General features: G+C 69.9%; 4 protein-coding genes. 1 reads left to right on the forward strand and 3 read right to left on the reverse strand.

Annotation, left to right across the window (positions count from 1 at the left end; translation table 11 throughout):
* Positions 1-49: 49 nt before the first annotated feature.
* Together G3I41_RS02785 and G3I41_RS02790 are read right to left on the reverse strand one after the other, a co-directional pair.
* A complete protein-coding gene (locus G3I41_RS02785; protein ID WP_073968438.1) occupies positions 50-694 on the reverse strand; it encodes a response regulator transcription factor in 645 nt (214 codons plus the stop codon).
* Entirely contained in the window at positions 687-1,832 is a 1,146-nt protein-coding gene (locus G3I41_RS02790; RefSeq protein ID WP_164398704.1) for a GAF domain-containing sensor histidine kinase, read from the reverse strand. Before G3I41_RS02790 ends, G3I41_RS02785 begins: the two co-directional genes overlap by 8 nt.
* A 458-nt stretch (positions 1,833-2,290) precedes the next feature.
* Between G3I41_RS02790 and G3I41_RS02795 the strand changes: the two genes are divergently transcribed.
* A complete protein-coding gene (locus G3I41_RS02795; protein WP_164398705.1) occupies positions 2,291-3,043 on the forward strand; it encodes a transglycosylase SLT domain-containing protein in 753 nt (250 codons plus the stop codon).
* An 85-nt stretch (positions 3,044-3,128) separates the two neighbouring features.
* Here the strand turns inward: G3I41_RS02795 and G3I41_RS02800 are convergent.
* On the reverse strand, positions 3,129-5,197 hold a 2,069-nt coding region (locus G3I41_RS02800), incomplete at its 5' end, for an ABC transporter ATP-binding protein/permease (RefSeq protein WP_164398706.1).

The raw sequence follows: 5,197 nt of genomic DNA on the forward strand, positions 1-5,197 counted from the left end.
GGCCTCCGCGGTGGCGGGAGCCCGCACGGCCCGGGCGCGGCCTCCCCGCTCAGCCCGCCGCTCCGTGGCGGACCGCCCAGAGCGCCGCCTGGGTGCGGTCGGCCAGGTCGAGCTTCATGAGGATGTTCGAGACGTGGGTCTTGACCGTCTTCTCGGACAGGACCAGGGCCCGCGCGATCTCGCGGTTGGACCGGCCGTCGGCGATCAGGCCGAGCACTTCCCGCTCGCGTTCGGTGAGGGTGCTCCCCCGGCCGGTTCCGGTGCCCGGCTCGTCCTGGGCCAGCAGCGCCCCGGCCACCTCGGGCTGGAGCAGGACGTGTCCGGCGTGCACGGAGCGGATGGCTCCGGCCAGGGCGTCCGGGTCGACGTCCTTGTACACGTAGCCGGAGGCGCCGGCGCGCAGGGCGGGGACGACCGTGCGCTGCTCGGTGAAGCTGGTGACGATCAGCACCTTGGCCGGGTTCTCCAGCTCGCGGAGGCGGCGCAGCGCCTCGATGCCGTCGGTGCCGGGCATCTTGATGTCCATCAGTACGACGTCGGGCCGCAGCTCCTCCGTCCTGGCCACGCCCTCGGCACCGTCGGCCGCCTCGCCGACCACCTCGATGTCGTCCTGGATCTCCAGGAACGTGCGCAGGCCGCGGCGGACGACCTGGTGGTCGTCGACGAGCAGCACCCTGATGATCCTGTCAGCCACCGGGGATCTCCATCTCGATCGTGGTGCCCTTGCCGGGCTCGGATTCAACGGTGAGGCGGCCGCCGACGCCGCTCGCGCGGTCCCGCATCGAGACGAGACCCAGGTGGCGCCCGGCCTGGCGGGTGGCGGTGGGTTCGAAGCCCCGGCCGTCGTCGGTGATCCGCAGGACCGTGGCACCGTCGCGGCGGGCGAGGGTGACGTCGACGTGGCCCGCGTCGGCGTGGCGCAGGGCGTTGTGCAGGGCTTCCTGGGTGACCCGGAGCAGCGCTTCCTCCTGGGCGGCGGGCAGGGCCCGGACGCCGGCGCCGGCGAAGGTGACCCGGGCGGTGTGGGCCCGGTCGAGGACCTGGACCTGGGTGCGGAGGGTGGCGACGAGGCCGTCCTCGTCCAGGGCGGCCGGGCGGAGCTCCACGACGGCGGCGCGCAGTTCGTCCACGGCTTCGGCGGCGAGGGCGGCGACCTGCTGGAGCTCGCCCTTGGCGCGGGCCGGGTCGCGGTCGACCAGGGCGGCGGCGGCCTGGGCGGTGAGCCGCAGCGAGAAGAGCTTCTGGCTGACCGCGTCGTGCAGCTCGTGGGCGAGTCGGGAGCGCTCTTCGGCGATGGTGAGCTCGCGGCTGCGTTCGTAGAGGCGGGCGTTGGTGAGGGCGATGGCCGCGTGCTGGGCGAGGATCGAGAGGAGTTCCTCGTCCTCGGCGTTGAAGCCGCAGACGCCCTCGGGCTTGGGGCACCTCTTGTTGGCGAGGAACAGGGCGCCGATGGTCTCGTCACCGTCCCGGATGGGCAGCCCGAGGAAGTCGGACATGTCGGGGTGGGCGCTGGGCCAGCCCTCGAAGCGGGGGTCCTTGCGGACGTCGGCGAGGCGTTCGGTCCTTCCGCCGTGGAGCATCGCGGCGAGGATGCCGTGCTGCCGGGGCAGCGGGCCGATGGCCTTCCACTGCTCGTCGCTGACGCCGTCCACGACGAACTGGGCGAAGCCGCCGTGGTCGTCGGGGACCCCGAGGGCGGCGTACTCGGCGTCCAGGAGTTCGCGGGCCGAGGCGACGATCGTCTTCAGGACGTCCCGTACCTCCAGGTGGCGGCTCATGGCGAGCAGCGCGGCGCTGACGGCGGCGAGGCCGGAGGGGGGTGGGTGGCTCATGCGCCTCACCGTACCGGCGGGTTCCGCGCCCCGTATCGGACCGGAGGCGCCCGAGGACCGGGGCGGAGGGACTAGGACCTGCGGCGGGTGGCCTGCGCGGGGTCTGTTGGGGTCTGCGCGGGGCCCGTACGGTGCGCCGAACCCGGTCCGGAACGTCGCATTCCGCATTGCTCCAGCAACGCAAGGTGAGGCTACCGCCCGCCCCATGTGAGGCCGCGCATAGGGCCCACGTCACTTACGAAGCCCCCTAGTAGACCGAAAAGGGCGATTTGAACCGCGATGACCTGGGGGTGAATCGGGCAAACCGCCCTCCATTCCACTACCCGGCTTCGTACGTCACACCTTTGCCACGGCATTTTGCCGCCGCTAAGAATTGAGCTCGTCCCCGACGGAGATGCGCAGTCGCTCCCGTCTTCGTCCTCCGTGAGGACCCCCCGAATTCGAAGAGGTAAGCCTGTATGTCCGCGTCCCGCTTCACCGGCCGTCTCCGTAACCTGAACAAGACCCAGAAGCTCTCCGCCGCCGGCGTCTCCGCCGTCGCCGCCGCTGCACTCTCCTTGTCCCTGGTGCCCGGTCACGCCGAGGCCGAGACCGAACCGCAGGCTCTCTCCGCCTCCCCGGTCATCTTCGACTCCGCGAGCTCCAAGCAGGCGCGGGCGATCCAGGACAGCGTCATCCAGCAGCACTCGACCGCCGAGAAGCTGGTCAAGGCCGCCGACGCCGCCAAGGCCAAGAAGGCCGCCGCGGTGAAGGAGAAGGCCGAGGCCAAGGCGAAGAAGGCCGAGAAGGCCGAGCTGAAGAAGAAGGCGAAGGCCAAGGCGCACACCAAGGCCAAGTCCCACAAGTCCGAGTCGCGCTCCAGCCGCTCCACCGCGCGTGCGCACCTGTACGCCAACAACCTGGACGGCTGGATCCGGCAGTCGCTCGACATCATGCACGAGAAGGGCATCCCGGGCACGTACGAGGGACTGCACCGCAACATCATCCGTGAGTCCAGCGGCAACCCGAACGCCATCAACGACTGGGACATCAACGCCCGGAACGGCGTGCCGTCGATCGGTCTGCTCCAGATCATCAAGCCGACCTTCGACTACTACCACGTGTCCGGCACCCCGCACACGCAGTACGACCCGGTCGCCAACATCACCGCGTCGGCCAACTACGCCGCCGACAAGTACGGCTCGATCGACAACGTCAACAGCGCGTACTGATCCGCCGCGATCCGTAGCGCCGACGACAGACGCCGAAGGGCGGCACCCCGCGCGGGTGCCGCCCTTCGGCGCGTGTCCGGGCCGGTTACTTGCGCATGACCTCGGGCTCGTGGCGGCGCAGCAGCCGCGCGACCGCGAAGCCGCACACGACGCCGAGGAACAGCAGGACCGAGATGTTGATCCCCCACTGGCTCACCGAGTGCTCCCACAGCGGGTCCAGGTCCGTGGGGTTGCTCGTGTCCCACGGCGGCATGAGGTGGGCCAGGTCCAGCGTCGAGCCGGCGCCGGCGATGGCCCAGCGGGACGGCATCAGCCAGGCGAACTGCTCCAGGCCGGGCGATCCGTACACCTGGAAGAGGATGCCGGTGAAGACGACCTGGACGATCGCGAACATGACGAGCAGCGGCATGGTCTTCTCGGCGGTCTTCACCAGCGAGGAGATGACCAGGCCGAACATCATCGAGGTGAAGCCGAGCGCGATGACCGTCAGGCACAGCTCGACGGCCGGCGGCATGATCAGGCCCTCTTCGGGCAGGTCGCGGGTGGCGAAGCCGATGCCGCAGATGATGACGCCCTGGAGGGCCGTGATCATGCCGAGAACGATCACCTTGGACATCAGGTACGCGGAGCGGGACAGGCCGGTGGCCCGTTCCCGTTCGTAGATGACGCGTTCCTTGATCAGTTCGCGTACGGAGTTGGCCGCACCGGAGAAGCACATCCCGATCGTCAGGATCAGCATGATCGTTCCGGCGTCGCCGTTGAACTTGTGCGGCGGCTTCGGCGGGGCGAGGCCGTAGTCCGACGGAATGACCACGCTGACGATGCCGAGCACCGCGGGCAGGATCACCATCAGACCCATGAAGCCCTTGTCGGAACCGATCACCGACAGGTAGCGGCGCATCAGCGTCCACAGCTGCGTGCCCCAGCCCTGCGGCTTCGGCGGGCGCATCTGCTGCGGAGGCGGCATGTGTACGGACTGCACGGCCGCGGCGTCGATGTCGGCGGCGTACATCTGGTAGTGCTGCGAGCCGCGCCAGCGGCCCGACCAGTCGTAGTCCCGGTAGTTCTCGAACGCGGAGAAGACGTCGGCCCAGGTGGTGTAGCCGAAGAAGTTCAGCGCCTCGTCCGGCGGGCCGAAGTAGGCCACGGCGCCGCCCGGCGCCATCACCAGGAGCTTGTCGCAGATGGCCAGTTCCGCCACCGAGTGCGTGACGACCAGGACGGTACGGCCGTCATCGGCCAGTCCGCGCAGCAGCTGCATCACGTCGCGGTCCATGCCCGGGTCGAGGCCGGAGGTCGGCTCGTCCAGGAAGATCAGCGACGGCTTGGTGAGCAGTTCGAGCGCCACGGAGACGCGCTTGCGCTGGCCGCCGGAGAGCGAGGTGACCTTCTTGTCCTTGTGGACGTCGAGCTTCAGCTCGGTCAGGACCTCGTGTATCCGGGCCTGGCGTTCGGCCTCGGTGGTGTCCGCGGGGAAGCGGAGCTTGGCCGCGTACTTCAGGGCGCGGGTGACCGTCAGTTCCTTGTGCAGGATGTCGTCCTGCGGGACCAGGCCGATGCGCTGGCGCAGTTCGGCGAACTGCTTGTAGAGGTTCCGGTTGTCGTAGAGGACATCGCCCTGGTTGGCGGGCCGGTAGCCGGTGAGCGCCTTGAGCAGGGTGGACTTCCCGGAGCCCGAGGGGCCGATGACCCCGATGAGCGACTTCTCGGGAACGCCGAACGAGACGTCCTTGAGGATCTGCTTGCCGCCGTCGACCGTGACCGTGAGGTGGCGGGCCGCGAAGGAGACCTCACCGGTGTCGACGAACTCTTCCAGCCGGTCGCCGACGAGCCGGAACGTCGAGTGGCCGACGCCGACGGTGTCGTTCGGACCGATGAGCGCCGAGCCGGACTTGGAGAGCGGCTGACCGTTGACGTACGTGCCGTTGTGCGAGCCGAGGTCGCGGATCTCGAAGCGGCCGTCGGGCGTCGCGTGGAACTCGGCGTGGTGCCGGGAGACCTGGAGGTCGGAGACGACGAGGTCGTTCTCCAGGGCACGGCCGATCCGCATCACCCGGCCGAGCGCCAGCTGGTGGAACGTGGTCGGGCTGCGGTCCCCGTGGACCGGCGCGGATCCCGCCGGGCCGGTGCCGGGGCCGGGCGGCGCCGGGGCCC

The organism is Streptomyces sp. SID9727, from assembly GCF_010550605.1.
Taxonomy (GTDB): Bacteria; Actinomycetota; Actinomycetes; order Streptomycetales; family Streptomycetaceae; genus Streptomyces.

Bases quoted from the DNA above. Each gene is read 5' to 3' on its own strand.
- G3I41_RS02790 (WP_164398704.1), bottom strand. From the start codon at position 1,832: ATGAGCCACCCACCCCCCTCCGGCCTCGCCGCCGTCAGCGCCGCGCTG.
- G3I41_RS02795 (WP_164398705.1), top strand. From the start codon at position 2,291: ATGTCCGCGTCCCGCTTCACCGGCCGTCTCCGTAACCTGAACAAGACC.